Source organism: Campylobacter ornithocola (assembly GCF_013201605.1).
Classification (GTDB): Bacteria; Campylobacterota; Campylobacteria; order Campylobacterales; family Campylobacteraceae; genus Campylobacter_D; species Campylobacter_D ornithocola.
Genome location: NZ_CP053848.1, coordinates 1,564,334 through 1,590,794, shown reverse-complemented (window position 1 = coordinate 1,590,794; position 26,461 = coordinate 1,564,334). Strand labels below are relative to the sequence as shown.

Annotated in this window: 27 protein-coding genes and 1 other RNA gene; 10 read left to right on the top strand and 18 right to left on the bottom strand. The window is 30.0% G+C overall.

What is annotated here, in order from left to right:
* Window positions 1-9: 9 nt before the first annotated feature.
* Window positions 10-2,373, bottom strand: a complete 2,364-nt coding sequence (locus tag CORN_RS08105; protein WP_094750251.1) for a DMSO/selenate family reductase complex A subunit — start codon at window positions 2,371-2,373, stop codon at window positions 10-12.
* Window positions 2,374-2,716: 343 nt separating this feature from the next.
* Between CORN_RS08105 and CORN_RS08100 the strand changes: the two genes are divergently transcribed.
* The 4 genes from CORN_RS08100 to CORN_RS08085 all read left to right on the top strand — a co-directional run bounded on the left by CORN_RS08100 (window position 2,717) and on the right by CORN_RS08085 (window position 7,611).
* Window positions 2,717-3,721: an extracellular solute-binding protein gene (locus CORN_RS08100; protein WP_066006341.1), complete on the top strand. Its 1,005-nt coding sequence runs from the start codon at window positions 2,717-2,719 to the stop codon at window positions 3,719-3,721.
* Between the two features lie 19 nt (window positions 3,722-3,740).
* Window positions 3,741-5,324 carry an ABC transporter permease gene (locus CORN_RS08095; protein ID WP_066006342.1) on the top strand — a complete coding sequence of 528 codons (1,584 nt, stop codon included), beginning with the start codon at window positions 3,741-3,743 and terminating at the stop codon, window positions 5,322-5,324.
* Window positions 5,324-6,304, top strand: a complete 981-nt coding sequence (locus CORN_RS08090) for an ABC transporter ATP-binding protein (RefSeq protein ID WP_094750252.1) — start codon at window positions 5,324-5,326, stop codon at window positions 6,302-6,304. Before CORN_RS08095 ends, CORN_RS08090 begins: the two co-directional genes overlap by 1 nt.
* An 83-nt stretch (window positions 6,305-6,387) precedes the next feature.
* Window positions 6,388-7,611, top strand: a complete 1,224-nt coding sequence (locus tag CORN_RS08085; protein WP_066006347.1) for an HD domain-containing protein — start codon at window positions 6,388-6,390, stop codon at window positions 7,609-7,611.
* A gap of 3 nt (window positions 7,612-7,614) precedes the next feature.
* Here CORN_RS08085 and ffs read toward each other — a convergent pair.
* Window positions 7,615-7,712, bottom strand: an RNA gene (ffs, locus tag CORN_RS08080) — signal recognition particle sRNA small type.
* A gap of 52 nt (window positions 7,713-7,764) precedes the next feature.
* Between ffs and CORN_RS08075 the strand changes: the two genes are divergently transcribed.
* Window positions 7,765-8,211, top strand: a complete 447-nt coding sequence (locus tag CORN_RS08075) for a hypothetical protein (RefSeq protein WP_066006348.1) — start codon at window positions 7,765-7,767, stop codon at window positions 8,209-8,211.
* Between the two features lie 13 nt (window positions 8,212-8,224).
* On the opposite strand, the gene CORN_RS08070 is transcribed toward CORN_RS08075, so the two are convergent.
* From CORN_RS08070 to CORN_RS08055, 4 genes are read right to left on the bottom strand one after another with little or no spacing between them, the layout of a single operon-like run.
* Window positions 8,225-9,850: a flagellar hook protein FlgE gene (locus CORN_RS08070; protein ID WP_066006349.1), complete on the bottom strand. Its 1,626-nt coding sequence runs from the start codon at window positions 9,848-9,850 to the stop codon at window positions 8,225-8,227.
* A gap of 4 nt (window positions 9,851-9,854) precedes the next feature.
* The gene (locus CORN_RS08065) at window positions 9,855-10,859 is read right to left on the bottom strand and encodes a flagellar hook capping FlgD N-terminal domain-containing protein (RefSeq protein WP_066006350.1); all 1,005 of its coding nucleotides are present in this window, start codon (window positions 10,857-10,859) and stop codon (window positions 9,855-9,857) included.
* A gap of 50 nt (window positions 10,860-10,909) precedes the next feature.
* Window positions 10,910-12,613, bottom strand: a complete 1,704-nt coding sequence (gene fliK / locus CORN_RS08060; RefSeq protein ID WP_066006352.1) for a flagellar hook-length control protein FliK — start codon at window positions 12,611-12,613, stop codon at window positions 10,910-10,912.
* A gap of 3 nt (window positions 12,614-12,616) precedes the next feature.
* Window positions 12,617-12,955, bottom strand: coding sequence for a hypothetical protein (locus tag CORN_RS08055; protein ID WP_066006354.1), 339 nt, complete (start codon window positions 12,953-12,955; stop codon window positions 12,617-12,619).
* Window positions 12,956-13,081: 126 nt separating this feature from the next.
* Between CORN_RS08055 and typA the strand changes: the two genes are divergently transcribed.
* Window positions 13,082-14,890 (top strand): translational GTPase TypA, encoded by a 1,809-nt coding sequence (gene typA, locus CORN_RS08050; protein WP_066006355.1) that lies wholly within the window; start codon window positions 13,082-13,084, stop codon window positions 14,888-14,890.
* Window positions 14,890-15,522 (top strand): hypothetical protein, encoded by a 633-nt coding sequence (locus CORN_RS08045; protein ID WP_066006356.1) that lies wholly within the window; start codon window positions 14,890-14,892, stop codon window positions 15,520-15,522. Before typA ends, CORN_RS08045 begins: the two co-directional genes overlap by 1 nt.
* A gap of 10 nt (window positions 15,523-15,532) precedes the next feature.
* Here CORN_RS08045 and CORN_RS08040 read toward each other — a convergent pair whose 3' ends face one another.
* Complete coding sequence (locus tag CORN_RS08040) at window positions 15,533-16,273, bottom strand: carbonic anhydrase family protein (RefSeq protein WP_066006357.1); 741 nt, start codon at window positions 16,271-16,273, stop codon at window positions 15,533-15,535.
* Between the two features lie 51 nt (window positions 16,274-16,324).
* On the opposite strand from CORN_RS08040, the gene CORN_RS08035 reads away from it, so the two are divergent.
* On the top strand, window positions 16,325-16,774 hold the full coding sequence (locus tag CORN_RS08035) for a GNAT family N-acetyltransferase (RefSeq protein ID WP_066006361.1): 450 nt from the start codon (window positions 16,325-16,327) through the stop codon (window positions 16,772-16,774).
* Here the strand turns inward: CORN_RS08035 and CORN_RS08030 are convergent, their stop codons facing one another.
* From CORN_RS08030 to CORN_RS07990, 9 genes are all read right to left on the bottom strand, one after another.
* Window positions 16,775-17,404 carry a protein-L-isoaspartate(D-aspartate) O-methyltransferase gene (locus tag CORN_RS08030; protein ID WP_066006450.1) on the bottom strand — a complete coding sequence of 210 codons (630 nt, stop codon included), beginning with the start codon at window positions 17,402-17,404 and terminating at the stop codon, window positions 16,775-16,777.
* Window positions 17,405-17,492: 88 nt separating this feature from the next.
* Window positions 17,493-19,010 (bottom strand): disulfide bond formation protein DsbI, encoded by a 1,518-nt coding sequence (gene dsbI / locus CORN_RS08025; RefSeq protein ID WP_066006363.1) that lies wholly within the window; start codon window positions 19,008-19,010, stop codon window positions 17,493-17,495.
* Window positions 19,011-19,020: 10 nt separating this feature from the next.
* On the bottom strand, window positions 19,021-19,188 hold the full coding sequence (gene dba / locus CORN_RS08020) for a disulfide bond formation protein Dba (protein WP_039619427.1): 168 nt from the start codon (window positions 19,186-19,188) through the stop codon (window positions 19,021-19,023).
* 125 nt (window positions 19,189-19,313) lie between these two features.
* Window positions 19,314-20,336 carry a ribonucleotide-diphosphate reductase subunit beta gene (locus CORN_RS08015; protein ID WP_066006366.1) on the bottom strand — a complete coding sequence of 341 codons (1,023 nt, stop codon included), beginning with the start codon at window positions 20,334-20,336 and terminating at the stop codon, window positions 19,314-19,316.
* A complete protein-coding gene (locus CORN_RS08010; RefSeq protein ID WP_066006368.1) occupies window positions 20,333-20,749 on the bottom strand; it encodes an RDD family protein in 417 nt (138 codons plus the stop codon). Before CORN_RS08010 ends, CORN_RS08015 begins: the two co-directional genes overlap by 4 nt.
* Window positions 20,749-21,357 (bottom strand): orotate phosphoribosyltransferase, encoded by a 609-nt coding sequence (pyrE, locus tag CORN_RS08005; RefSeq protein ID WP_066006374.1) that lies wholly within the window; start codon window positions 21,355-21,357, stop codon window positions 20,749-20,751. The genes CORN_RS08010 and pyrE overlap by 1 nt, the downstream gene beginning before the upstream one ends.
* Window positions 21,358-21,359: 2 nt before the next feature.
* Window positions 21,360-21,917: a ribosome recycling factor gene (gene frr, locus CORN_RS08000; RefSeq protein ID WP_066006378.1), complete on the bottom strand. Its 558-nt coding sequence runs from the start codon at window positions 21,915-21,917 to the stop codon at window positions 21,360-21,362.
* A 12-nt stretch (window positions 21,918-21,929) separates the two neighbouring features.
* Entirely contained in the window at window positions 21,930-22,274 is a 345-nt protein-coding gene (gene secG / locus CORN_RS07995; RefSeq protein WP_066006380.1) for a preprotein translocase subunit SecG, read from the bottom strand.
* 101 nt (window positions 22,275-22,375) lie between these two features.
* The gene (locus CORN_RS07990; RefSeq protein WP_066006381.1) at window positions 22,376-23,077 is read right to left on the bottom strand and encodes a Bax inhibitor-1/YccA family protein; all 702 of its coding nucleotides are present in this window, start codon (window positions 23,075-23,077) and stop codon (window positions 22,376-22,378) included.
* A 146-nt stretch (window positions 23,078-23,223) separates the two neighbouring features.
* Between CORN_RS07990 and CORN_RS07985 the strand changes: the two genes are divergently transcribed.
* Complete coding sequence (locus CORN_RS07985; protein ID WP_066006382.1) at window positions 23,224-23,862, top strand: carbonic anhydrase; 639 nt, start codon at window positions 23,224-23,226, stop codon at window positions 23,860-23,862.
* The gene (locus CORN_RS07980; RefSeq protein WP_066006389.1) at window positions 23,859-25,727 is read left to right on the top strand and encodes a mechanosensitive ion channel domain-containing protein; all 1,869 of its coding nucleotides are present in this window, start codon (window positions 23,859-23,861) and stop codon (window positions 25,725-25,727) included. Before CORN_RS07985 ends, CORN_RS07980 begins: the two co-directional genes overlap by 4 nt.
* Here the strand turns inward: CORN_RS07980 and CORN_RS07975 are convergent.
* The gene (locus CORN_RS07975; RefSeq protein ID WP_066006390.1) at window positions 25,724-26,038 is read right to left on the bottom strand and encodes a hypothetical protein; all 315 of its coding nucleotides are present in this window, start codon (window positions 26,036-26,038) and stop codon (window positions 25,724-25,726) included. The genes CORN_RS07980 and CORN_RS07975 overlap by 4 nt on opposite strands.
* A gap of 40 nt (window positions 26,039-26,078) precedes the next feature.
* Window positions 26,079-26,441 (bottom strand): hypothetical protein, encoded by a 363-nt coding sequence (locus CORN_RS07970; protein ID WP_066006392.1) that lies wholly within the window; start codon window positions 26,439-26,441, stop codon window positions 26,079-26,081.
* Window positions 26,442-26,461: the final 20 nt, after the last annotated feature.

Sequence of the window (26,461 nt, the reverse complement as noted above, 5' to 3'; positions counted from 1 at the left end):
TTTGTTCTCCTAAGCTTTCTCAATTTCAACTAAAATAGAATGTTGTCCATTTCCCTTAGAAATGGCAGTTGGCAATAAACTAGCTAATGAATTAACACAAGTTCCTATATCTATACCATTTTCATACTTTACCCATGCACCTTGTGGAGTTGTTGCACACCCTGGTATTATTTTTGGTGTTACTTTTGCTATACCTTGAATAACTCCTAAATCATTTTTAACTCGTATTACATCACCTGTTTTTATGTTTCTTTGTTTTGCATCTATGGTATTAACCCAAATTTCTTGAGGGTTAATTTCTCTAATAGCTGAAATTTCCCAAAAACTTGAGTGTGTTCTTCCTTTGTAGTGATAACCAAAAAATTGCAAAGGATATTTTTCTTTTAAAGGATCTAACGGACCTTCTCTTTGACTCTCAAACACTGGAATAGGAACTATTTGCTGACCTTGTTTTAGTTTCCAAGTTTTTTGCATTTGAGCTAATTTAATGCTGTAAATTTCAATCTTTCCACTAGGTGTTTTTAATGGATTGTTAATTGGATCTTTTACAAAACTTTCAAGGGCTATTGTAGGTTTTACAGGATCAAATTTTACAAGTCCTTTTTCACGCATTTCTTTAAAGCTCGGTAAAAGCGGATTTTTTTTCATACTTTCTTCATAAAGATACTTAAGCCAATCTTTTTGAGTTCTTCCTTCGCTAAATTCATTTTCTATACCAAGTCTCTTTGCAAGTTCAAGACACATTTCATAAATAGGTTTTGACTCACCTACGGGTTCAATGGCTTTTTGGCAATATATAATATAAGGTCTATTGCTATAGTATCCCGCACTAGGTCTTATAAAATCTTCTTGTTCTAGCATAGTTGCATCAGGTAAAATATAATCTGCGTAATTGTTTGATGGCGTTCTAGTAACATTTATATCTACTATACACTCACAAAGACTTTCATCACTTAAAATACGATCAACTTCTTTAATAGTGCTGTGCTGGTTTGTAAGACAATTTCCTGCTGTATTGAAAATAAATTTGATATTTTGTTTTAATTGTGTTGTGCCACGCACCCCATCGCTAACATCAGTCATCTCTTTACCACGATAAATTGCATCTGTAAATAAAAAACAAGGAATAGAATCTTTAATAGGGTTAGGGCAAGGCATTCCCATGATATCATATGTTTTACTTGAGCCTGTTCTAACTCCAGTATTTCCACCTTCAATCCCTATGCTACCTATCATACATGCTAAAGTTGCAATAGCTCTTGCACCTTGTTCGCCATTTGAATGTCTTTGCACTCCCCATCCTTGTTCTATAAAACAAGGTTCTATAGTAGAAACTTCTCTTGCTAGTTGAATAATACGACGAGCTGGTATTTTTGTGATCTTGCTTGCCCAATCAGGTGTTTTTTCAACTCCATCACTTAATCCCAAAACATAACTTTCATAGCTTGAATTTTTTGGTGCATCCTCTGGTAAAGTATTTTCACTAAAACCTATGGTGTATTTATCAAGGAAATTTCTATCAAGTAAATTTTCTTTAATCATTACATAAGCTAATGCGGCAATTAAAGCAGCATCAGTTCCGGGAGCTATAGGTATCCACTCATCACAATGGCCTATTATAGAGTCATTGTATCTTGGGTCTATATGTATAATTTTACAGCCGCTTTCTTCTAAGGCTTTTTGGTAAGCATAACCTATGCCCCCTCCGCCCATTCTAGTTTCCACGTGATTTGTGCCAAAAAATATGGCAAGTTTTGCAGATCTTAAAGTAGCTATATCGCTAGATGGAGATCCTCCGTAAAAAAAATTCATAGCATTGGAAATTTGAGCTGTAGAATAGGAATTATGATAATTTAAATATCCTCCATAAAGACTTAAAAGTCTCGCCCAAGGTCCTTTTGTACAGCGGTTTACAATTGTTCCAGTTGTTCCTGTGGCATAAGTTATAAAAAATGCTTCATTTCCATATTTTTCTTTTGTTTCTTTCATTTTTGAAGCTATTTCATCAAAAGCTTGCTCCCAAGATATAGGTATAAATTTTCCTTCGCCTCTTTTTCCTACTCTTTTAAGTGGTCTTGTGATGCGATTTGCGTTATAAACTTTATATTTTGAACTTCTTCCTCTTATACAAGCTCTTGCTTGTCTTTTATCAAAACTATCATCACCTTCATCATCTGTGCTTACATACTTAATAACTCCATCTTGAGTATGTACTTTTACAGGGCATTTTGTTCCACAATTTACATTACATCCTGCCCACTTTGTCAATATGGGTGTATCTTTGAGTAAATTTGCACTTAAACTTATAGGGTTTGTTGCCAACCCACCAAATAACGCACTCCATTTTAGAAAATTTCTACGATTTTGTTGCAAAAGAACTCCTTGGAAAAATTTAAAAACGGGATTATACAAAAAAAAAAAACAAATGCAAGGTAAATAATTAATATATAAATTATCTTAATTGTCAAAACAAACACCCTTTTTATCAGCAAATAAAAACATTTTTTATTTTTAAATTTTGTTAAGTCATTGGTATGTTTTTTCAAAATGCAAAATAAAATATTTAGTTATTTTAATCTTATTTTCAAAAAAATAAGATTAAAAATTTTACTTTGATATAATTAAATTGATTATGTATATCAATATTTAAGCAAGTATAAAGTGAATTATAAATACAATAATCCTTATCAATTTCAAAATAAGGAAAATTTATAAAATGAAAGCAAAAGTAGTTTTACTATCTTTATTAACTGCTATGAGCTTAAGCGCTCAAGAACTTACGATTTATTCTCATCGTCACTATGACTCTGATAAAGGAATTTTCAAATTATTTCAAGAAAAAACAGGCATTAGTGTAAATGTAGTACAAGCTAAGGCTAATGAGCTTGCTAAAAGATTAGAAGTTGAAGGTAAAAATTCAAAAGCTGATTTATTTATGACTGCTGATGCGGGAAATTTAGAACAAGTTCGCACAAATAATCTTTTTGTATCAGTTAGTTCACCTGAATTAGAAAAACTTTCTCCAAAAGAGTTAAGAGGAAAGAATAATGAATGGTATGCTTTTACAACAAGAGCAAGAATTATTGTTGCTTCTAAAGATAGGGTTAAAGACGGAGAAATTAAAACTTATGAAGATTTAACTGATCCAAAATTTAAAGGTAAGGTTTTAGTAAGAAGCTCAAATAATATTTATAATATTTCTTTGTTAAGTGCCATGATTGACACTTTGGGTAAAGAAAAAGCAAAAGAATGGGCACAAGGTATAACAAATAATCTTGCACGCACTCCAAAAGGTGCAGATCGTGATCAAATTCGTGCAGTTTATGCTAAAGAAGGTGATGTAGCTATATCAAATAGCTATTATCTAGGGCATTTAGCAAATTCAAAAAACCCTAAAGATGTTGAAGCTGCAAATTCAGTAAAAGTGATTTTTCCAAACCAAGATGATAGGGGAACGCATATTAACGTAAGTGGTATAGGTGTTTTAAAAACTTCTAAAAATAAAGAAGCTGCGGTTAAATTTATCGAGTTTATGCTTTCAAAAGAAGCACAAGAAATTTTAACAAACCAAAATTATGAGTATCCGGTAAACAAAGAAGTAAAACCTGCTAAAATTTTACAATCATGGGGTGAGTTTAAAATCGAAAAACCAAATTTTGAAGCTTACTGGGGTAATGCTAAAGAAGCTTTAATGATTTTTGATGAAGTTCAATGGAAATAATTTTAAGGAAAAATAAAATTTGAAATTTTTAAGTCTAAGGTGGTCTTTTGCCACCTTTTTTTTCTGTAGTTTAATTATATTGCCTATACTTGCTATTATCTTGCACCTTCCTTTTATAGATATTAATACCTTAAAACATTTGAGTAAAAATGTTTTGCCGCGGTATATTTTTGGTAGTGCTTTTATATTGTTTGGGACTTTAGTGCTGTGTTTGATTATAGGTTTAGTTAGTGCTTATTTGATAGCTTTTTATAAATTTTTTGGCTCGAAATTTTTTGAATGGTTTTTGATTTTACCTTTGGCTATACCTTCTTATGTGATGGGTTTTGTTTGGATTGATTTGTTTGAATTTCAAGGCTTAATTCCCACGCTTTTAGGCGTTGATAGGCGTATAGATATCATGAATGCACATGGTGTGATTGTGATTTTATCTTTTGCGCTTTATCCTTATGTGTATTTTTTTGCTAAAAATACCTTTGCTTATGGACTTGGAAATATCATTTTAAGTGCTAAAACACTTAAGGCTTCTAATTTAAAAACATTTTTTAAAGTGATTTTGCCATTTTGCCGTGTGGGTATAGTGGGTGCTTTGCTTTTAGTAGCTATGGAGGTTTTGAGTGATTATGGTTTGGTAGCGTATTTTGGAGTAGATACCTTTAGTGCAGGAATTTTTAGAACATGGGGGAGCGGTGGTGATGAAGTTAGTGCTGTGGCTTTAAGTGTGGCTTTGCTTGTGTTTATCGCACTTTTAATGTTTTTAGAAAAAATTCAAAGAGGTAAAAAAGGATTCAATCAAAATGTATTTTTACCTACTCCAAAAGATGATCTAAAAGGTTTTAAGGCATTTTTAGCCTTTTTATGGTGCTTTTTAGTGATATTTTTAGCCTTTGTTGTGCCTATTATGTGGCTTGTTTATTGGGCTGGGTTTGATTTTATGCAAAATTTAAGCAATGTATTAATGCCTGCATTTTATAGTCTTAGCGTTGCTTTGGTGAGTTCTTTTGTTATTGTAGTGGTGGCATTTTATTTGTGTTTTGTGGTGCGTTTAAATAATACAAAAGCTTCTAAAATTATCCTTTGGCTTACTACTTTGGGATATTCTTTGCCTGGAGCTGTGGTGGCTGTGGGAATTTTAGTGATTTTGGGTGTGCTAAATTATATTTTTGATCTTTTATCTTTTGAATATGCCATAGGTGGAGGCTTTTTGGTATTATTTTTTGGGTATTTTGTAAGATTTTTGGCTTCAGGAATTTTTGCAACTCAATCAGGCTATGAGCGAATTTCTAAAAACATAGACTATGCAAATTTAACCTTAAAATCAAAACCACTTAAAATTTTCGCTCAAATTCATTTTCCTTTGATGAAGCATTATTTGGCTTTAGCTGTGGTGATTATTTGTGTGGATATTTTAAAAGAATTGCCTATTTCGACCATACTTTCACCTTCTGGTTTTCAAACTCTTTCATCACTTGTGTTTGCTTATAGTGAAAATGAGCTAATTTACAATGTTTCTTTGCCATCTTTGATTATAGTGTTATTTGGGATTATCCCTACTTTTTTAATGCATTATTTGCAAAATAAAAACAACCAAAAAGGACAATAATGGAAATCTTAAAAATTGATAATCTTTACAAATCTTTTGGAAAAACTGATGTTTTAAAAGGAATTTCTTTGAGTTTAAAAGAAGGCGAGATTGTCAGTATTTTAGGAGAAAGTGGTTGTGGTAAAAGTTCTTTGCTTGGTTGTATAGCAGGCTTTTTTGAAATTAATGATGGTAGTATTTATATAGGAGATAAGTTAGTTGCTTCCAAAAATGTTTATTTAGCCCCGCAAGAGCGTGATGTTGGGGTTTTGTTTCAAGATTATGCTTTGTTTCCGCACTTAAATGTAGAAGAAAATATATGCTTTGGTATAAGTTCTTTAAGTAAAAACGAGCAAAAACAAAGACTTAGTGAAGTTTTAGAAATTTTAAATTTAAACATGCTTTTAAAACGTTACCCAAATGAGTTAAGTGGTGGACAAGCTCAAAGGGTAGCACTAGCAAGAACCATAGTTGCAAGACCAAAAATCATACTTTTTGATGAGCCTTTTTCTAATTTAAATCATACTTTAAGCGTTAAAATGCGTAAAGAAATCAAAAATATTCTAAAAGAACACAAGCTTAGTGCTATTTTTGTCACACATGATAAAGATGATGCTTTTTATTTATCTGATAATATTGCTTTGATTAAAGATGGTAAAATTTTAGACTATGGAAGTGCTAAAGAGCTTTTTTATAAGCCTAAAAATATAGATAGCGCTTGTTTTTTAGGTGAAGCATTTTTTATAGATCCAAATACAGTTTTAGATGAGAAATTTAAAGAATATTTGCAAAGCAAAAATGGTATTTTACGCCCTAACGATATACAAATTTCAATAACGCAAACCCCCTTAGAAGCCAGTGTTTTAGAATGTGTGTTTTATGGAGATTTTTATGAGTTAAGCTTGAGTTTAGAAGGACACATTTTTAGCATTTATCATCATAAAGAGCTTAGTAAAAATGATAAAATTTATCTTAAATTAAGTGATAAAGAAAGTTTTTAATCACTCTAATTCATTTTCTAATATATCTAAAATTTGCTAAAGATTATAAAATAAAGTAAAATCACAGCAAAAAAAGGAAATAGATGATTAGTGTAGAATTAATAGAGCATATTTTTAAAGCCGCTTCTATATCAAGATGGAATGATTATCCTAGAATGACAAATTTAGTCGAGCTTGATAAGCAAGCACATAAATTCATCATCGCTTATTTTATTGCCAAAATGGAAAAAGAAGTTAATATGCGTTTTATCATAGAAGCAGGAATTTTTGAGTTTTTAAGCAGAGTGGTAGTAACTGATATACGCCCTGATGTATATCATGAGATCACAAGAGCAAAAAATGAGCAGGTAAGTGCTTGGGTGTTAAGTAAAATTGCACCGATGATTCAAGATATAGAAAATGGTGAGTTTTTAAAACGCTATGAGCTTTTTTTACAAGGTAAAGATTATGCTAAAGAAAGACTTATTTTAAAAGCCGCTTCATATTTTGCGACAAGATGGGAGTTTAATATAGTTTATCAAACTAGCTCATTTTTAAACGATATTGATGAGATTAAGGCTAAGGTTGAAGAAGAATTAGAAGATTATTATGAGTTAATTGGAGCAAGAAAAATAGCCCTTAATCAAAAAATTTCTAAAATAATTGATCTAAGTGGACGCTTGCGTTTTCAAAAAAGATGGGCACAAACTCCAAGGATTCCTGAAACTGCAGTTTTGGGGCATATGCTTGTGGTGGCTATTTTGTCTTATTTTTATTCTTTAGAAGTAAAAGCGTGTGATGGTAGAATAGAAAGCAATTTTTATTGTGCTTTGTTTCATGATTTACCTGAAAGTTTAACTAGAGATATCATCTCTCCGGTGAAATATGGCATAGATGGCTTAAATGAGATCATCAATGAGTATGAAATGAAACTTATTAATGAGAAAATTTTACCTTTTATACCACTATCTTTTAGAGAAGAATTTAGCTATATACTTGGTATTAGAGAGGGTCAAAATGAAGAAAGTACCTTTGTAAAAAATGAATTTGAAAATCGTATTTTTAACAATAAGCCAAGTGTTTATAGTGGTAGCCTAGATGCGGTTAATGAGAATCGTTTTAGAGCTATTGATGGAAAGGCTTTGAAATATTGTGATAAATTAGCAGCTTTTATAGAAGCAGCTTTATCGATTAGCTATGGAGTAAAGTCTAAAGAGCTTGAAAATGGCTTTTTGGGAATGTATGAGTATTTTAAAACAAATCCGACTATTAATGGAGTAAATTTTTTTAAAATTTGTGAAGATATTAAAGAGTATTTTAAACTTTAAAACCCTCTCCCAGATGACTGCGGCACACACTAAGTCTAAGTGCTCTGCTGTGTTCCCACCCTGAAGCGGTGCTTAAAAATAGCATTGCACAGGTCTAAGAGAAGGCAGTTGAAATAATATCTTAAAATATCTTAAAAAACATTGAGGTGAAGTATGTTGAGTGTATTTGCAAACTTTTTATCTAAATTTAGGGAATTTTTTGTTCCTAGTCATTTGTCTTTAGAATTTAGAGCAAAGTCTTTTGCTGCTATTATTGTGGCAAATAAAACAATAAAAGCTGAAATTTGGCAAGTTTTGGCTGATATTGCAAGTGAGGTTTATCCAGATGATAAAAGTAGACAAGCAATTTTAGTACAAACTTCTAAAGAATATGTAGATAGAATTTTGAAAAATGAGCTTAGTCTAGATGCTTTACTTAAAAACATTGCTTTGCTTTTAAAGAAAAACCCAAGATATGCAAAAAAAATTAATTTTCATAGGCTTGAACGTTTGATGGATAAAAATGAAGAAGAAGCTTTGGTGCAGCTTAGGGTGTATGAATTTTTTGAACAAGAAATAAAATACATACTAGAAAGAAATCAAAAAACCCTAATCAAATAGAAAACGCTGTTAATTAGCGTTTCATATTGATTGCTTTTTGTATCATTTGATCAGCTGTTGTGATACTTTTACTGCTTGAATCATAAGCCTTTTGTAAGGTGATCAAGTTAGTAAATGCTACAGATAAGTCTACATTAGATTGCTCTAATTTTCCACCTTCAAATTTAGCAGTGCTAAAAGTTCCATTGTCATTCATTAAAAAAGTTGGATTGCCACTATTGCCAGTTTGCCCATAAAGATTTTCTCCTAGCTTTTCTAAACCTTGCTCATTCATAAAATTAAATAATGCAAGTTTTGCCATAGCAATTTGATCTCCATTGGTAAAAGTTGCTATAATGGTTCCATCTGTATTAATAGAATAGTTGTTTAAAAATCCTTCGCCTTTGCCATCAGTTTGTGTGTGTACTGAAGGTTGTTTATTTTTCAAAGCATGTAATCCATCATAACCTGAATTTGGTACATTTGGATCATAATAAGAACCAAGGTTTATTTTTACTTGAGTTCCATTATTATCTACTGAATTTAAGGTGTTAGAAACTAAAGCTCCAGCTTCATTAAAGGTGATTAGACCTTCAGTAGTCCCACCTATTTTATTGCCATCATTATCATATACTTGAGCAACTGCTTTGTATTCTAAGTTTGTGCCATTTTGCGGTAAAACTCTATCTAGTTTAACTCTAACCCAACTAATGGAACCATCAGGATTAATTAATTTCGCAGAAAGTTCTGAGCTATCTGCTACTTCTTTTTCTACGCTTAGATGAGATGATTCTAATTTAGCTGTTTCTAGATCCACTTTATCTAGTTTTTGATTATCAATACTAAAGGCTAAATTTTCATCTAAAGTAGCTTGTAATGTTTGACTAGCACCTTTTTCATCAGTAATTTTAAAATATATGGTATCGCCAGGCTTTAAACCATAAATTTGCTCATCTTTTACATTACCTGAAATTTTTACACTACCATCTTCATTTTTAATAAATTCAAATTTAGAAGCATCTACATCTATATTTACTGCTTCTGTTTTACTGCTTGTGTCTAAATTTCCACTCCAAGTGATATTTTGTGTTGGTTGAGGTGGTAAATAAAGATTTTTAGGCACAGAAATAGGCCCTTGGGTATTAACCCCACCCATTTGGAAATTTTCTCCAGGCGTACCGCTCCAAGCTGTGGTAACTTTTTGTCCAAGTATTTGACCAAACATATTAGAAACTCTATCGCTTAGTTGAATTTCTTTTAATGATGGGTTCATAGTTCCAAGTATATAATTTCCATTTGAATCTACTAAAAAGCCATTTGCATCAGGTTTAAAAGCACCATTTCTAGTATAATAAACTCCATTAGCATTGCTTACACCAAAAAAACCTTTTCCAGCAATTGCTACATCAAATTCATTATCAGTAGATACTATAGGACCTTGTTCAAAAATATCATTTGTAGCTCCTGCTACACTACCATATCCAGTTTGACCTTTGTTATATGACTGCGTTGTTATGGTACTATAAAATACATCTTTAAAAGCTACATCAGAGTATTTAAACCCAACCGTATTTACATTGCTTATATTATGAGCTGTATTATCTATACCATAACTTTGAGATTTTACTCCATTTACTCCATTGTAAAATGCTGTAAACATGTTTTTATCCTGTAATTTCTTTAATATCTTCCCATTTAACCCAGCTACCGCCCATACCAACTAAGGCTTCACCTTCTTCAAACTTAACCCCAGTGATAGGATAAGCACCATAGGTTGAATTAACAGTCGTTCCATCTTCACCTATGTAACTTGCTCTTACATAGTATTTTCCAGATGGCACAGGATTTCCACTATCATCTGTCCTATCCCAAACGATTTGTTTCATACCCGCACTCATGTCTTTAACACTCATTGTTCTTACAGGATCGCCGGCCTCATTATAAATTGTAAACGTTACAGGTTCGCTATCTGATTTATAAGCTGAATCAATCTTAGCTGTTTTAATATCAACACTTGGTGTATGCCCTAAAATTTTAAAGCTTTGATCTTCTCCAACTACTGCTTGAACCGTTTCTTCTTGACCTTTATCATCTACTAATTTGATATGTATAGTTTCTCCAGGTTTAGCTATTTCTTTATCTACTTTACCTTTTATATCAAGCTTATCTTCACCATTTTTACTAAGCTCAAAGTCTTCTGTATCAATATCAGTCTTTTTACCTTTTTGAGGTTCTTTTGGTAAGTACATATTAATTTGAAATTGTATATCATCATCTGCTACTACAAGGTAATTATCTTTAACAGTTGCAAGCTTTCCTACCGCAGCTAATGCACTCATACCAGTGCTTGCAGCAATAGAATTTTGCAATTTAGTCATTGCGGTCACGAGTTGAGTCATAGTTTTGTTAGTATTATCTTGCATTTCAAGTGCTGAAAGCTGTGCTGTTTGAGTAAGCATTTTTTCAGTATCCATAGGATCAGTTGGATCTTGGTGTTGAAGTTCTATCAAAAGAAGTTTTAAAAATGCATCCTTGTCAAGCTCTGCTCCAGGGTTGTAAACTAACCCATCATTACCACTGCTACTTTCTCCAGCTCTAGCATTTGGCACATCTTTAGTATTAAGTGTTGCTAAAGGATTTTGGAGAGTTTGTGTATTTATATTTGACATAAAAATCCTTTTTTATATATTTTTAAAACTTAAAGCAAAAAATATTCCATTTAAAAATATTTTGCTAAAACCATTTCTAAACTCGGTTTTTCTTGAATTTCTTTTTCAAAATTCACCTTATCTTCTTTACTATTATTGTTATTTTTTTGTTTTTGTGGATTATTTTGCTCTTTTCTTTCTTGGTTATTAAAATTCATTTCTAAATTTGTAAAGCCCATATTTACAAGAGCATTTTTAAATTCAGCTTGATGTTGTATAAAAAGATTTAATGTGTTTTGATTGGAATTAAAGCTGATATTTAAATTTGAACCTCTTTGAACTAAAGTTACCTCTACTTCTCCAAGATTGTGTGGATTAAGAGTAATGCTAAAGCGGGTTATAGGAGCTTTATAACTTTCTAGTTTTTCTTTAAACTCTTGAGCAAAATCATTAAATGTTTCCTTTGCGGGAATACTTTGATTTTTTACAAAATTATTAGAAATTCTATTCATTTCTTTTACATAAGAATTTAAATTTTCTTCATTGTTATTGTTTTCATCTTTTGTAAATTCTTTGGTGTTTTTAAAAATATCACTAAAATTATCTGTATTTTGAATGTTTTTTTCTATTTTTAATTGTTTTTCTTGAGGAGCTAATAAATTTTCTAAATTAACTTTTAAATCTTGATTTTGATTTGGTAAATTTTGTGTATTTTTTGTATTTATTAATTCTGTTTTTAAATCTTTTGAATTTTCTAAAACAGAACTTATTTTTTTACTAAAACTATCTTCGCTAGTTGTTATTTTTTCATTTTTTAATATTTCTTTAAAATCTAGTTTTTCTTTCTCTTTAACTTCTTTTTTTAAGTTAGTGTTTTGATTGAGTGTGATAAGCTCTATATCATTTAATTTTTCATTATGTTTGATAGCTATATTTTGCACATTCTTAGTATCTTTTACTTCTTTTTCATCTTGAATTTGAATTTTTTCTACTAATTTTTCTTTGAAATTTATATTTTGAAGACTTTCTTTTGTTTGTATTTTTGTATCTTTTTTTGGAAGTTCTATATTTTTTAAAGCAGAAGAAAGTAAGGAAACCCCTTCGTTTTCTTTGTTTTTTATATTCTTACTTGCAATAGGCTCTTCTTTTAAAAGCTTAGTGATTTTTTGATTGATTAAATCTTGAAAAACATTAGTATTGTTTTGTTTTTGTGGTTCGATTAAATCTTTATTATTTAAATTTTGTGTTTTAAAAAAACCTTTTTTATCAAGATTTGGAAATGCTTCTTTGAAATCTTTAATTTGCTCAAATTTTATGTTTTTTATATTTAAACCAAGTTCTTTTGCTATGTTAAAGAGCTCATTGATGTTTTTTATATTTTTTAGTTTATGTAAATTCTTTTCAAGAGTTAAAATAGCAGTATTATCTTGCACTAGTTTATTTAATTTTATATCCTTGCTATCACTTTGTAAAACTTCTAGTAAAGAAAGAATTTGTATAAAATTTGCACCTTCAAAAAGTTTTATAGCGTCTTTTTCATCTAACAAAGGCTTGTTGTTGGTATCTTTTAAATCTTTATCTTTTTTTACATTTTCTTTTTGTGGCACTTTGAAGTTTTTTGATAAACTTCCATCTTTTTCATTTATTGCTTGTAATAAAGAGTTTAAAAATTCCTCTCCATCGCTTTGCGAATTAGTGCTTTCTTTGCTTATGTTTTCATTTTGCGAAGCAATGCTTAGTAAATTTAAAGCATCGCTAGCTTGGATATTTGACATTAATTAACCTACTAAAAAATTGTTTTTTGCTAAATTCGGAAATAAATTTTGCAATTGTGTTGCGCAATCAAGTTTTAAATTTTCATGAGAAAGATTAAAATTTTTAAATATTACTAACAATTCTTCTATATTTTTAGCGTTTAAAACCGCATTTTCATTATGTGCATCATCTAAAATTTCACTTACTTTACTTGAAAGTTTTGCATAGTTTAATTCTTTTTCTTCATTTGAATTCACAACTTCTAAGTAATTTAAAAGTTCCATAAAATGCTTACTACTTAAAACTGATGTTCCTTGTTTTTCTATGTTAGCGTTAAAGATTTGAGTGTTTAGGTTTGACATATTTTTCTCCTTAAAAATAATTCTTGTTTAGACAAAAGCAACAAGTGTTCCAATTTAGCAATCTTAATTTTTAAGAATTTTTTTTATATAATATTAGATTTTAAATTTAAGACTTTGGAGAAAAACTTGGACAATATTAGAAATATAGCTGTTATAGCTCACGTTGACCATGGTAAAACAACTATGGTAGATGAGCTTTTAAAACAATCAGGAACCTTTAGTGAACGTGAGCAAATAGCAGAACGTGTAATGGATAGTAATGATATAGAAAAAGAAAGAGGTATTACTATACTTTCTAAAAATACTGCTATTAATTATAAAGGTACAAAAATAAACATTATAGATACTCCAGGCCATGCTGATTTTGGCGGTGAAGTTGAGCGTGTATTGAAGATGGTTGATGGAGTTTTGCTTTTAGTTGATGCACAAGAAGGGGTTATGCCTCAAACTAAATTTGTGGTAAAAAAAGCTTTATCTTTGGGTCTTAAACCTATTGTTGTTATTAATAAAATTGATAAACCAGCTGCAGATGCTGAAAGAGTAATCAATGAAATTTTTGATCTTTTTGTGGCTTTAGAAGCAAATGATGAGCAACTTGATTTTGCAGTAGTATATGCGGCTGCTAAAAATGGCTATGCAAAACTTGCACTTGAAGATGAAAGCACTAATATGGAGCCATTATTTAAGACTATACTTGAGCGTGTGCCTGCACCAAGTGGTAGTGATGAAAATCCTTTACAACTTCAAGTTTTTACTCTAGGTTATGATAATTTCGTTGGCAAAATAGGAATTGCAAGAATTTTTAATGGCAAAGTAAAGAAAAACCAAAATGTGATGCTTGCTAAGGCAGATGGTTCCAAGATTAATGGTAGGATTTCTAAATTAATTGGCTTTATGGGTTTAGAAAAAATGGACATTGAAGAAGCAGGAACAGGTGATATTGTAGCGATTGCTGGTTTTGAGGCTTTAGATGTAGGAGATAGCGTGGTAGATCCAAATAATCCTATGCCACTTGATCCTTTACATATAGAAGAGCCAACTTTAAGTATAGTATTTTCAGTAAATGATGGTCCTTTGGCAGGTACCGAAGGTAAACATGTAACCTCAAATAAAATCGCAGAGCGTTTAGAAGCTGAAATGAAAACTAATATTGCCATGAAATATGAAAGTACAGGCGAGGGTAAATTTAAAGTAAGTGGAAGAGGTGAGCTTCAAATAACTATCTTAGCTGAAAATATGCGTAGAGAAGGTTTTGAGTTTTGCATGGGAAGACCTGAGGTTATTGTTAAGGTAGAAGATGGTGTTAAAACTGAGCCATTTGAACATTTAGTGATTGATGTACCTGATGATTTTACTGGAGTAGTAATTGAAAAACTAGGTAAAAGAAAAGCTGAAATGAAAACTATGACACCAACCGGAGATGGTCAAACTAGACTTGAGTTTGAAATTCCTGCACGTGGGCTTATAGGATTTAGATCGCAATTTTTAACAGATACTAAAGGCGAGGGTGTGATGAACCATAGTTTTTTAGAGTTTCGTCCATTTAGTGGTGCTGTTGAAAAAAGAAATAATGGTGCATTAATTTCTATGGAAAATGGTGTTGCTTTAGGATACTCTTTATTTAACTTACAGGATAGAGGGGTGCTATTTATCGATCCTCAAACTAAGGTATATACAGGTATGATTATAGGTGAGCATTCCCGCCCAAATGATTTGGATGTTAATCCCATTAAAGGTAAAAATTTAACTAACGTTAGGGCAAGCGGTAGCGATGATGCGATTAAGCTTGTACCACCTAGAAAATTAAGCCTTGAAAGAGCGTTAGAATGGATAGAAGAAGATGAGCTTGTAGAGGTTACCCCGCAAAATATTAGAGTTAGAAAAAGATATCTTGATCCTACTCAAAGAAAAAGAATGGAAAAGGCTAAGTCTTAATGGATTTTGAAGCCATAAGACAAGCTTTAAATAAAAGGCTCAAAGCTTTGCAAATTTTAGCATTTGCTGAAGCTTTGGTTATATTTTTTCTTGCTTTTCAATTTAGTAAAGATGTAATTATAGCTTTGTTTTTTGCTGTTTTAGCAGGAGTTTTGTTTTTTAGAATTTTAGGAAGAAAGCTTATATGGGGACGCAATGAGCTTGTGTTTAAAATGTGTGAGGAATTTTTAAAACAAAACAATGCTAAATTTGACAAACAAGGTTTTAATCAAAAAGATTTTGAAAAAATTGCTTTTGATTTTTCTTTAAAAACTTATCATTCTCAAAATTCTTTTGTTTTTGATGATTTTATTCTCTATGATGTAAAATTTAAAGATGAATTTGGGAATTTCTTTTGTGGAATTTTGCTTTATAGTAAGAAATTAAAAGAAGATATTAACTCAAGTAAAAGTATTTTTGAAAAAATAAAAGATAAAGAATTTTCTACACAAAGGGTTTTAAAAAAAGATGATTATTTACTCATAGCTAGTTTGAAAAATCCTTTTTTTGCTGATTTAAAAATTTCTAGTGAGTTAAATTTTAAACTTTTTAGAGCTAATTTAGAAAAAATTCAAGCATTAATAAGCAACTAAATATTTTTGTTTAGTTGCTTTCTTCAATTTTGGAGATATTTTTTGTTTTTAATTCTTTGTTTTTACCCATTAAATCTTGTATAGCTTGAATTTGTTCTTTTGAAGCTTGTGTGTTTTCTTTTAAAATTATCCATGTGATTTCTTGATTGCAAGGTTTATTAAGTTGGTTTTTAAAAATATAAAAAGAATCAATATTGTTTGGTAATAATTCATTAGCATTTAAACCTTGCACATAAAGTTTATCACCCTCTTTTTTAGGGAGGGCACGGATGATTTTCTTGATAAATGGATTTTCCCTACCTTCCTGTAAAAGTAAAGCTACAACAATAATATCTCCTTTTTGGCTTACATGACTAAAGTGAATTTCTAGAGGATAAGATTGGTTATTTATAGAGATTTTAGAAGGAGTATGGAAGTGAAAATGAGATAGATTGTAACCTATGTTATCTAATACAATATGACTTCCATTACTTGCAAAATGCATTTTTATAGTATAACCATCATTAATTAAGCCAAAAGAATCATTTGTGTAATTAAATTCTAAAGAATGGTTTTTGCTTGTAGCTTTTTTAGTATTTATATTGATAAAATCTTGATTTAGTCCGCTTTCACAATACACCCAATTTCTATCTAGATTTTTCCATTTATTTTTATCTATAAAATTTCCATGTGATGCATTTTGTGGCATTTGCTCATAAGCAAAAAGTATATTAGCAACAAGTAAGCTAAAAAGCAATGTTTTAAATTTCATAATACTCCTTTTTTAGTATAATTATAAGAAAATATACCCTATAGGAAGCTTATGTTTAAAAATAATTATATTAAAATTAAATATTTTGAAGAAATTACAGATGATATCAAGGATAAATTGATCGATATGTGGGAGGATAGTGTAAAAAATTCCCATTATTTTTTATCTGATTTTGATAGAGAAAAGATTAAAAGAGATCTTTTAGCTTCTCAAGTATTTTTTAGTTTAAATTATTTGATTTGTTATGATAAAGATGAAATGATTGGTTTTTTGGCGTTTGAGGATGAAAAGATTGAAATGTTATTTTTAAAATCAAAATATTTTAACCAAGGTATAGGGACTGCACTAATGTCCAAAGCCGTAAATGATTATCATTTAAAATATGTTGAAGTAAATAAAGATAATTATAAAGCATATAAATTTTATCAAAAATGTGGATTTGTGCAAGAGAGTGAGTATGAAGATGGATATGGCTTTGTTGTTTTAAAAATGAAACTCTAGTTATTCTTTGCCATCTTTAATAGGCACAAAGAGACATTCATCTAAAATTTCTTTGCTAATTTCTCTATCTTTTTTGGTAAATTTGGTAATAAATTGTTGGTTGCCTATAAGCAAAGGAGCTACTAAAATTCCATTATTTTCTAGTTGATCAAATAATATATTTGGAATGTGTTCTATATAGGCTGAGAGTAGAATTCTATCATATGGTGCATAATTTTTCCAACCATTTTGTCCATCATCAAATTTTACATGGATATTAGTGTAGTTGAGTTTTTTAAATTTCTCTATAGCACTAATCGCAAGTTTTTCAATACGCTCTATAGTAAAAACTCTCCTTATAAGCTTACTTAAAATTGCAGCTTGGTATCCGCTACCACAGCCTATTTCTAAAACACTATCAGCATTTTTAAAATCAAGCGCCATGGTCATTTTTGCTACAGTTAAAGGTGAGCTTATCCATTGATTACCCATTAAAGGGAGTGCATCAAGTCTGTAAGCATGCATTTTTAAAGGTGAAAAAATTTCTCTTGGAGTGGAACAAAAAGCGTTAAATAACTCATCATTAATAAAAGTATTTTTTCGAATTTCTTCTGCCATGGTTTGGCATTGTTTTTGTTCAAATATATGAATCAATAAGCACTCCTTAATAAAAGTGTTATTTTATCTTAAAATTTATTTATCTAGCTTTAAAATTCTTAAGGCGTAAAACGCCTTAAGATTAATCAAGTGTATAAAGGATATTTGATCCATCTTGATAAGATAAGATGTGTGCTTTGCCATCTTTGAAGAATAAACTTCTTGCATTAGTTATATTTTCTGGATAAGAAATAGTTTTTACGACAGCTTCTTTGTCTAGATCAATTACTGCAATAACATTGTGTTTTTTGCTTAATGCATAAATTTTACCATCTTTAAATGCCATTGATGTTACATAAAGATCACCTAAAGTTTTTCCTTCTTTTAACTCAGCTTTGGGAGTAAATTCAGCTGAAAGTACTCTATCTGCTAAAGAAATTTTAGAAATCACAAAAGTTTTAGTATCTTTGTTATTTGGAACGGTAGCAAGGTACATATATTTTCCATCAGTGGTTGTGCTTAAAACATGGTGAAATTTAGCTCTAACCGTATCGATTCTGCCACGACCAAGATCTTTACCTTGTCCTTCGAAATTATTTGCCCCTCTTACAAAATCAGCATATTGTAAAACTTCATTCGCATTAGGATTTTGGGCAAATCTTAAGAAAGATTTATTAGAACCCATTAAGATATATTTGTTATCTAAATAAGGAATAATTCCTACGATAGGATTAATTGTAGCTGAAAAATATGGATCTAATAGAAAATCTGTTTTGGTGCTAAAATTATCATCTAAGAAAAATACTTCCCATTTAGAACTCGCAACATACTCTCCATTGATGTAATCAAGTGTATTGATGGCTTTAGGAAAATTAATTTTTATTTCACTTGCAATTTTTAGATTATCATCGATATTTGCAAACGGAGCATTACCAATATTATTGTCAAATTGAATACCTAGCTTTTCACTTGCAGGCGCAAAAGCAAAGTCAGGTTCTTTAACATCGCGTTTTCCTAAGAAAGAAATACTTTTCCAGCTTTTACTCCAACCTGAATCATCCCAAATGATATATTTTGGATTTAAGCTAAAGCGAACAGGATCACCTTGTCCACTATATGGGATAGGACCAGTACTTACAAAAGCTTGGAATACATTTGAAGCAACAATAAAAGCAACAATAACCATAGCAGCTAAGTTAAATTTAGTTAATTTCCTAAAGCTAGCACCTTCCATTTCTTTTTCAAAAGAACCAAATTTTGGAGCAAAAGCAAAAATAACACCGAGTAGTAAAACTACAGCCCAAAATACCACTTCAGCCCAAAAGTATGTATGAAAACCAAAGATAGGTAAACCAAAACCTTGATCAAGATCACGATGTGCGTGACCACTAATATGATTAAATGATTGCCATAAACCAAAGGCAGTTGCAATTAAAAGAAAAGCTAAAAATTTACCTTTCATACCATAACGCACAATAAATAAAGCTGCTACACCGATATAAATCATCGACTCTCTTTGACCCCAGCAAGAAGTACAAGGACTATCGCCTAACATATAGCCAAAAATTAAGTTTGCAGTTCCAACAGGCATTAAGATAACTAAAAAACCTGCTAAGCACATTAAAAAGTAAAAGAATTTAGTTTTGTTAATATCACACATGTTTGCCACCTTATAGATTCATTAGGCCTAAAATTGCGCCTGATTTGCGACCTAGATAGTCAAATACCATAATAGCCCATGAAATTACAAGTATAGAAAAAGCAAGTTTTTCTTTTTCTGGTTTGACTATCATGAGAACTATGGCGATAAAAATTAACAAAAGTTCTAAAAACTCCATAATTACCCCTTGTAAATAAAATAAAAGTGCGAATTGTACGACATTAGATTTAATAAAATAAAAATATTAAAAAAATATAAAATATATAATTTTGAATAATGTAGAATATTAATAGTTTCGATGATTTAAAAGTCATCGAAACTTAAACTTCCTTTGGAGTAGTTTGTAACCTTACTTTCAAAAAAATTGCTTTTTTGGTCATTAAATTTAGAAAAATCATCTACCCATTTAATAGGATGTTTTGCATTATAAATTTTATCAAGATTAATTGCGATAAGCCTTTGATCAACAAGATAGTGAATATATTCTTCTATAATGTCATCTGTAAATCCCATGATTTGATTTTGAGTGATGTATTTTCCCCATTTAATCTCAAGCTCACCTGCTTTTTTAAACATATCATAAATTTTATTTATATTGGTGTCATTAAATAAATCAGGTCTTTCCTTGCGCACAGAATTAATCATATTTTGAAATAAAAGCAAGTGAGTGATTTCATCTCTTTGTATAAAGCGGATCATTTGAGCTGAACCTAGCATTTTTCCTGCACGTGCAAGAGCGTAAATGGCGGTGAAACCACTATAAAAATACACCCCTTCCAAAATTTGATTTGCTACCATTGCAAGTAAAAGTTTGTTATCATCTACTTCGCCAGCTAATTCTTCATAAATACTTGAGATAAAATCATTTTTTTCTCTTAAAGTTTCATCGTGCTTTTCCATTTCATAGATCAAATCTGTGTTTTCACAGATTGCTTCAACCATTACTGCATAGGATTTTGAGTGATTTGCTTCTTCATAAGCTTGTCTTGCTAAAACCGCATTGATTTCAGGTGCTGTAATGTATGGATTGATATTATCAGCAAGATTATTAGTTTGAAAACTATCCATTGAGATAAGTTGAGACCAAACTAGATCATACATTCTTTTTTCTGCTATGGTTAGATTACAACGATAATCTAGTGCATCTTTGGTTGTATCTACTTCTTTTGGAAACCAAGTATTTGCTTCCATTAAGTCCCAAAGTTTTAAAGCCCAAGTGTATTTTGCTTTGGTAAAATTTAAAATACCATGGGGATTACCATTGAATACTTTTCTATCGTTGAGTGTTTCATTTGATTTTGGATTATAAATTCTTTTTCTATTCATTTTTCTACCTTTGTTACAATAGCACTTTGACTTAGAATGTCATGCAAAGTCAAAGTATCTTTTCTTAAAAAGCTTATCAAAAAGCCAATTAGTAAACCAAAACTTACAATAAAAATCATATAACGTAAGACTATCCTAAAAAAACTAAGTTTTTGACCATTTTTAAGATCAATTAAATATAAATCATAGGCTTTAAGTCCGGGACTTTGAGCTTTTCTAACTAAAAATAAAGCTTGTAAAAGTCCAAAAAATAAAGGACATAAAAAAATTATAAATTGATTACCTAAAAAAGCTTCTTTGGAGCCAAGTGTAAAATAAAATAAATATAAAATAGGCACATAAAGCAAAAATAAATCAATTAAAAAAGCTTTAAATCTTAAAAAGCGAGTGGCTATTTTTGCTTTAGTTTTCATTAGTTTCCACGACTACCAGGTTTGATAGCTTTAGTACCTTTTTTACAAAGTGGACAAGCGTTTGTTTCATAAATATCAAATTCAAAATTTCCTAGAGCAAAAAGTGGTAAATTTTCAGGCAACTTCGCATTTTCTTTTCTAGGATTGTTTAAATTTTTTACTGCACAAAAACCACGATTTGCCAAAGCCGCAAAGCCTACTATTTCTCCACCTAAGTTTTCGATGATTTTTGCACTTTCAAGTGCTGAGCCACCTGTTGTAATAATATCTTCACAAACGATAAATTTCTCGCCTTTTTTTATTTCAAAGCCACGTCTAAGACTCATCACTCCTTCTACACGTTCTGTAAAAATAAAACGTTTATTACAAGCTCTAGCAAGCTCATATCCTGCCAAAATTCCACCTAAAGCAGGAGAACAAATACTATCAAATTCAATACCAAAGTTTGCAATAATTTTTGCAAGCTCATCACAAAGTCCACCTGCTAATTTTGGATTTTCTAAAACTTTTGCACTTTGAAGATAAAATTCAGAATGCTTTCCGGAGCTTAATAAAAAATGTCCTTGTAAATATGCTCCACAATCTTTGTAAATTTGCTCTAAGTTCATTATCAAACCTTTAAAAGTTCTACTTCTTTATTTTTAACCAACTCATCTACTTTTGCTGTGTAATTATCGGTTTGTTTTTGTACTTCATCGTAAGCTTTTTTAGCTTCATCTTCTGAAATCGCTTTATCTTTTTCTAACTTTTTAACTGCATCATTTGCATCTTTTCTAATATTTCTAATAGCTACTTTAGCTTTTTCTCCCATAGCTTTGGCGTTTTTAGCGTTTTCTTCTCTTTGCTCTCTTGTCATAGGAGGGAAAAATAATTTTACACTTTCACCATCATTGTTTGGGTTTACTCCTATGTTTGCTGCAGCTATAGCACTTTCTATAGCTTTTAACATAGACTTTTCCCAAGGAGTGATACTAATAGTTGAAGCATCTGTTGCTAAAACTGTTGCTACTTGATTTAATGGAGTTGCACTGCCATAATAATCTACATGAATATGATCAAGTATGTTGATATTTACCTTGCCAGTTCTTATCGTAGTAAAATCTTTTTTTAAGGCCTCTAAACTTTTATCTGATTGTTGTTTTTGTTTAGTATAAATTTCATTTAGCATGATTTTTCCTTTTTATTTGCTAGTGTTACTTTCACTAAGTGGTGCATTTGGTGCAACTGGAATGCTAGTTGTGTTTGTTTCAGGTGCTTTTGGTAAAATTTGTTCTGCTTTTTCAGCAAGTGAGTTAGAATTAGCATTATTATACATATAGCTTAGAGCAATTGTGTTAGCAATAAGCAAAACACCCATAATAAAAGTAAATTTAGCTAAAAATCCTGCAGGACCCTTTGCCCCAAATAAACTTTCATTACTTCCACTATATGCTCCAAGTCCTATACTTGAACTTTTTTGTAATAAAACAGCAATACAAATGATTACAACAATTGCAAATTGTAAAATAATTAAAAGAGTAGTCATAAATTTTCCTTGTTGAAAATAAAATGAATATTTTAACTTAAAAAGTTTGATAAAAACTTGAAAGAGGTAAAGAAATTTGCGAGAAATTTTCTCGCAAAATTTTATCTACTATTAAAGCTTCTTAAAATATTAAGAAGAGAGATAAAAAGATTGATAAAATCAAGATAAAGTGCAACCGCACCTTCAATTGGTGTTTCATAGTTTCCTCTAATGATGTTTTGAGTATCATAAAGAATGTAAAAAGAAAATAAAATCGCACCAATACCAGAAATAGCTAAACTTAAAAGTGAACTTTGGAAAAAGATATTAATCAAAGAAGCCACTACGATAACAATTAAAGCCACAAAAAGCATTTTTCCCATCATAGTAAAGTCTTTTTTTGTATTCATAGCAAATACACTTAAAGCACCAAAAGCTACTGTTGTTAAAGCAAAAGCTTGAGCGATGATACTAGCTCCAGCAGGGAGTGCTAAAACTGAATATAAAAGTGGTGTTAAAGTAAGTCCTGAAACAAAAGTAAAAGCAAAAAGTAAAATTAAATTAAGCGGAGCTTCTCTTTTTTTCCATTGTAATGCAAACAATAAACCAATTTCTACGATAAATAAAATCCAAAAAGTTGCTTGAGATTGTGCAAATAGATGTGCTAAGGCAAAAATTCCTATATAAGCACCCGCTGTTGCAGCTAATAACGAAGCAGCAAAAAGCTGATAGGTTTGTTTTATAAAAATGCTTAAATCACTTCTAGCATAACCTTCAAATTCTTGAGTTTTAGAGTTAGAATAATCTCTATCATAAAGACTCATTAAAATCCTCCAATAATTTTTAAAATTAAAATTTACAAAAAAAAGATAAATAAAAGATTAAAATTGTATAAAAATATAATGAAAAATAAATTTATATAAAAAATAATTTAGTATAATTTTGCAATCAAAACCAAAAAAGGACTTTTTTGAAAGATTTGATTGAAGGTGCTTTAAAATTTATGCAAGAAGATTTTAAAGAGCATGCAGAGCTTTTTGAGAGTTTGAAAAATAAACAAAATCCCCATACGCTTTTTATAGGTTGTGCTGATTCAAGAGTGATACCAAATTTAATTACCAATACAGGTCCAGGAGAGCTTTTTGTTATAAGAAATATAGGTAATATTGTTCCACCTTATAGAGTAGGAGATGATTTTTTGGCAACTACCTCAGCTATTGAATACGCTTTTAATTCTTTACATATTAAAAATATTATAGTCTGCGGACATAGTAATTGTGGGGGATGTGCAGCTTTGTATGCTAACGAAAATGATTTAAAAAATATGCCAAATGTTAGAAAATGGCTTACTTTGCTTGAGCCTATCAAAAATAAAGTCTTAAAAGTTGCCAAAGATGATTTGGCTATGAGGTCTTGGATGACTGAGAAGATGAATTTGGTTAATTCTTTGCAAAATTTATTAACTTATCCAGGTATTGAAGAAGCTTTAAATAAAAAAGAAATTGAACTTCATGCTTGGTATTATATTATAGAAACAGGTGAAATTTATGAGTATGATTTTAGTTTTGAAAATTTTGTTTTAATACAAGAGAGGATAAAAAAAGTATGAGAAAATTTTTGGTTGTTTTATTACTTTTATTTGTAAATTTTTTAAATGCTCAAAAAGTAGATGTTTTAGAAGATGAGAATAATATTTTTGCTTTAGTTCAAAACTATATAGAGTTAAATTGGGCTTTAGAAAATTTAAAAAATAATGATGCAAATCTTAGTAATTTTCAAGGTAATATCAAGGAAATCGAAAAGCAAAAAAATACTATTTTAACTGCTGTGCCATTAAAAATGATATCGCAAAAACTAAGCAATAAAGAAGTAAAGGATTTTCTTAAAACAAAAGAACAGCTTGAAAAAAGTACAAAAGAAGCTCAAAAACAAAAAAGGCATTATGAATATTTAAATAACAAAATTAAATTGTTGAATTTAGTATCTGCTGAGCATTTTTACCTATGTATTTTTGAGTTGGAAAAAATTTTTATACAAGGAGCGCAAAGCCAAGAAATCAAAAATATTATTGATAAAACTATAGATAACTTAAAGGAAAATATGGCATTTGACTTTGCTTTAGATAAAGAAAAAATAAATGATGTAGAACAACTTAGAGATTTAGAAAATGAAGAAAATAATTTAAGAAATGCTGTAAGATCTTATAATGAAATTCTGGTTTACTTAAGAAATAATGCTAATTTATTAGAAACTAATTTTTTATTTAGTGAGCTTGATTTGCAAGATGCTATTAATTTTATTAATGAAAAAACTTCTATTAAATCAGTGAACCTTGGAAAAATTATTATTTCTATTGTAGTAGTTACACTTTTTTATTCTTTGAAATTTTATCTTGCAAAAATTTTATATTTTTTCTTAATAAGAATTTTTGATAAAAATTCAAGTAGTATTGAAATAAAAACACACTTTTTAGAAAAACTACAAAAACCTTTAGGATGGTTTTTACTTGTATATGCTTTAGGAATTTGTTTTACCATTATTTATTATCCAACACCGGTTGATATAAGAATTAGCAATATTTTGTATATTGTTTATGCTGTTTTAATTGCCTGGCTAGTTATTAGTATTTTTGATAGCTATGGTATGGTAATAGTAGCAAAACTAGCTGAAAAAAGCGGTAAACGTGAAGTAGTGAATTTGATTATTAAAATTTTATATTTTATTATTATAGTGATAGCTATTTTATTTATTTTGGCACATTTAGGATTTAATATTTCAGCTTTAATCGCATCTTTGGGTATAGGCGGTTTAGCTGTAGCTTTAGCGGCTAAAGATATTATAGCTAATTTTTTTGCTTCAGTACTTTTGCTTTTTGATAATAGTTTTAATCAAGGAGATTGGGTAGAAATTTCAGGTATAGAAGGAACTATAGTAGAAATTGGGCTTAGAAAAACTACTATCAGAACTTTTGATAATTCTTTAGTTTTTTTACCAAATTCAACTATTATGGGGACAAATATTAAAAATTGGAGCAAGAGAAAAGTTGGTCGTCATGTAAAATTATTTATAGGTGTAACTTACGATGCAAAGCCTGAACAGCTTGAGCAATGTGTAGAGGATATAAGATATTTACTAGCCACTAGTCCTTTAATAGCACAAGTTGATGATAGTGCGCTAAATCATGGAGGAACGCGTGCTAGATATAGACAAAATTTAGTTTCAGTAAATGATTTAGAAGGATACAAAAATAGTACTTATGTAGCTGTGAGTGGTTTTGGTGCTAGCTCTATTGACATAGAAGTGTATTTTTATACTAAAGCGGTAGATGCTGCAGGTTTTAGAGCAGCTAGGCAAAGTATTTTACTTGAACTCATGAAAATTGTTGAGAGAAACAAACTTAGTTTTGCTTTTCCTTCGCAAAGTCTTTATATAGAAAAAATTAATAAAGAAGACAAAGAAGAGTTATTGTCTTAATAAGCTCTTCTTTGATCATCACATTCTATTATTATCTTATCTGCAATAATAATACTCCCATTTTTACTTCCTTTTACTTTTACAAGAGAACCTTTTTGCAAATCTTGAACATTAGCTTGTTTTTTATTGCTTCCAAAAATTCCACAACTATAAATATCAATATGTGTTTGGGGTAATACAGTGATGACTAAGTTATTATCAAAATTTGTTTGGATGCTTATTGTGTGTGTGGTAGTATTTTTTAAAATACCTTGGACTTTATAAGCAAATGTAAAAGTGCTAATACATGCTAGTATAAGAAAAAAACGCATTAAAATAACTCCTTTTTAGGAGTTATTTTACTTAAAAATTTTAATAAGCTCTTTTTTTGCATTCGATTTTGATTTCTTTGGCGGTTATATTTTGAACTTGGTTTGGTGTTTGTGGATTTGGCGTAGTTTGGGCATAGCCATGGAAAACTTCAGCTTCTATAAAAGTTCCTACTTTTAAATCTTTAAAAGTACCATACTTGTCCATACCGAAAATTCCACAATCATCCATATCAATTTCTGTATTTGGTAGAATTTTGATATTCATTTTTTCTCCGTATGTAGTATCAATTAAAATGGTTTTTGCACCATCATTTACATCCGTGATTACTCCATAAATTCCACCTGCATAAGCAAGACTTGAAAGGCTTAAAGCTGTTAATAATGTAGCGATTTTCTTTTTCATTTTATCTCCTTTATTTTTTA